This window comes from Bartonella vinsonii subsp. vinsonii (assembly GCF_902825235.1).
In the GTDB taxonomy this organism is placed as follows: Bacteria; Pseudomonadota; Alphaproteobacteria; order Rhizobiales; family Rhizobiaceae; genus Bartonella; species Bartonella vinsonii.
The window spans coordinates 1-3560 of the sequence record NZ_CADEAJ010000024.1 but is presented as its reverse complement, the minus strand read 5'-3'; the positions used below and the strand labels follow the sequence as shown (position 1 = coordinate 3560).

General features: G+C 33.2%; 1 protein-coding gene. It reads left to right on the top strand.

The window, feature by feature from the left end; translation table 11 throughout:
• Positions 1-2063, top strand: a 2063-nt coding sequence (locus J7R12_RS08430) for a type ISP restriction/modification enzyme (RefSeq protein ID WP_306415666.1), incomplete at its 5' end; no start/stop codon positions are given.
• Positions 2064-3560: the final 1497 nt, after the last annotated feature.

Genomic DNA, 3560 nt, shown 5'->3' with positions numbered 1-3560 from the left:
ATATTGAAGCAACCTATCATGGTCTTATGAAAGGAGATTATATTCCCTTTAAGCATATTGGATTAACCGATACGTTTCAGAGGGTTGAAAAGCAAGATCTGATGAAAGGGTTACTAGAAGAAAACAGTGAGTATCTAGAACATCAGAAAAAACTCAATATTGAAGTGATCTTTGGTAACCCTCCTTATTCAACAGGGCAAAAAAGCGCTAATGACAATGCAAAGAACACCGCTTATCCGCTATTAGATAAACGCATCAATGAAACGTATGCTGCTCAATCAAAAGCAAATCTTATGCAAGCACTATATGATAGTTATATTCGTGCTATTCGCTGGGCTAGTGACCGTATAAAAGATCAAGGTGTTATTGGTTTTGTCACAAATGCGGGTTTTATCAGTGGATATTCTATGGACGGTTTACGCAAATCTTTAGCCAAAGAATTTACGAGTATTTATGTACTTAATTTACGGGGGGATATTCGTAAAAATATGTTAAGCAATGGGAAGGCTCAAGAAGGACAAAATATTTTTGGTAGTGGTAGTATGACTGGTATTGCTGTGACATTATTTATCAAAAATCCTAATGTTTCTGGAGATTGTAAAATTTACTACCATGATATTGGTAATAATCTTACGACAAAAGAAAAGCTCGTGGCTCTTGAATACCTCAGTAGTGTTGATGGTATTACGGATAAATCAAGCTGGCAAATCATTACACCAGACAAACATGGTGATTGGCTCAGTCAACGTGATGATAGTTTTGAAACATTTTTAGCTATAGGTGATAAAAAGAAGCAAAATAAAAAGCTCTTTGAGGATTACTCTTGTGGTCTTAAGACCAATCGCGATGCATGGACATATAATTCAAGTCGTAAGATTTTAGCGAAAAATATGAATAATATGATTGCTTTCTATAATAGCGAAGTAGAACGTTTTAATGAGTCCTATCTACATGCTGACCGTAAAACACGCAACAATGTTATAGATAATTTTGTAAATTCAGATGCTAAAAAAATCAGTTGGAGCTATAATGTTAAGCAAGAAGTAATAAGAGGAAAGGTTTTTGAATTTGAAGAAGCATGTCTCACAAAAAGTTTGTACCGTCCTTTTACTCAACAGTGGCTTTATTATAATCGCATCTTTAACGATAGAGTTTCTCAAATGCCATGTATATTCCCTATGGAGAAAGCAGTTGATAATAGGGTAATACAAATTACAGGCATAGGAGCAATGGCTGGCTTTTCTGTACTTATGACTAAGGATTTACCTAATTTTCATGCACTAGATACTAGTCAATGTTTTCCACGCTATATTTACAAAGATACTGAAGCTTCAAAAGATAAAAATGCTGACCAATCTCATTTATTTACAAATTCTACAGAAGAAATCAAAACCTCTGGTTTACAACGCCGTGATGCCATCACTGATGAGGGATTAGCACATTTTAAAGCTGCTTATCCTAATGAAACCATAACGAAAGATGATCTATTCTATTATGTTTACGGTCTTTTACATTCAGAAGATTACCGTACGCGCTATGCTGATAACCTCTCTAAAGAATTGCCTCGCATCCCTTGCGTAAAGAGTGCTGAAGATTTTTGGATGTTTGTTACAGCAGGGCGTGAATTAGGAAATTTACACGTCAATTATGAAAGCGTAGAGCTTTATCCCGTGACCTTTAAAAAAGGTGACCCTAAACTTACAGACATTCCTAACCCTGAAAAGTTTTATTACGTTACAGAAATGAAATTTGCTGGGAATGGTAAGGAAAAGGATAAATCTACTGTTATTTACAATCGTAATATCACAATAACAGATATCCCTAAGGAAGCTTATGAATATATCGTGAATGGTAAACCTGCTCTTGAATGGGTTATGGGTCGGCAATGCGTAAAGACTGATAAAAAGAGTGGCATTGTTAATGATGCCAATTGCTATGCGGTTGAGACCATTGGCAACCCTGCTTATCCATTGGAATTGTTCCAAAGGGTTATTACGGTAAGTTTAGAAACTATGAAGATTGTTAAAAACCTCCCAAAATTGGAATTAAGAGAAACTGAGTAGACTTATAAAGCATACTCACATTTCACATGATGGGTATGCACATCTTACAAGGGGTGTAGAGTTTATATCTATACTCTCTTGTTAAGTTGATTATGTACAATCTTAAAAGGAATGATTTACCATGCGATCTTCTAAAAAGAGAGGCTTTGCACTTTTAGACACTCTCATATTGCCTTTAAAAGATTATATCGCAATCTCAAATGATAGCATCATATCTTTCAAAAGCTCTCTTTAAAGAGAAGAATGAATGTTTTTATCTTTACGTTATAACACCCTCAAAACTAATAAGCTATAAAAGTTTTGATAGCATTTCTCATAACCATCTCTTGTCTTTTGAAAGGCTTTAAAGAGCCATATGCCCTCTCATAAAACATTGGGTTTAAACACTCATTAAAATCATAACAGCTGTCAGTTAAATTTTTTGACAGATACTGACAGGTTTTAATCAATTTATTTCATTAATTGTCTATATAAATCATCTTATTAGCATTGATTATTTCTAAAAACACACTAACATATTGAAATATAATGTTTTTTACTTTTATCTAAAAGTTTTTTTTAAAATGAGGGGTAAAATGACTGCTAATAACTGACAAGAGACAAAAGCCCATAAAAAAGTATTTTGATAAGGATATAAGAATTCAATAGGTATCTTTAGATCTTCTTATAACAGATAAAAACCGTATTATCTTATTATCCTTTGTTATATGAACATGATGCGGTGCTTATAAAAAATGAATCAAAACAATAGATTTGAATCAAAAGCGTTGGTTATGAAGATGCGATCTCTATTAAAGCTGTTTAAATTACAAACCGTCTCATAAATGATAACAAAATTCACAAAAAATATTCACAAGGCATTCAATAAAAATAATCATGCTTTATAAAGTTAAAAATACGCATCATAAGCAGCATTTTTAGTTATTATGAAGTTTAAAAGAGAAAATAACGCCATTGCGTAATATAGAGTCGAATAGAGTCAATAAAACAGAAAATATTGATAGGCATATGATGCATATTTATACACAATATGATAAAAAATAATCATAAAAAAATACAAAAAACAGCAAAATATAATTGACAATAAATACGTATTTTGGTATATAAATAATCAAGTGATGAAAACACTTAACCGTAAGCGAATGGGTTCGATAAACCTAATTCCTGTTATAAAAAAACTGACTGTCTTTTATGCTCTTGTTAGTATATTAAGATTCTGTCGGGTGTGGTTATGCCATACAAGACCCTTTCGAGGGAAAAGCATACAACGGACTTACGGCCGTGTTTTCAACGCCCGGCGCTTGTTTAGAGTGTCAATTGAAAACGTTATAAACCGTAAGGATTTAAAAATGAAATCTACAGTAAAAAACACCCCCGTTATCTCTGCAAAAAAATATGAATTAACAACTGAAAACTTCACTTTTGAAGGAATTACTTTGCACCGCATTCGGGCTTTAAGGGATTTCGATGATGTAAAGGCGGGTGACCTTGGGGGCT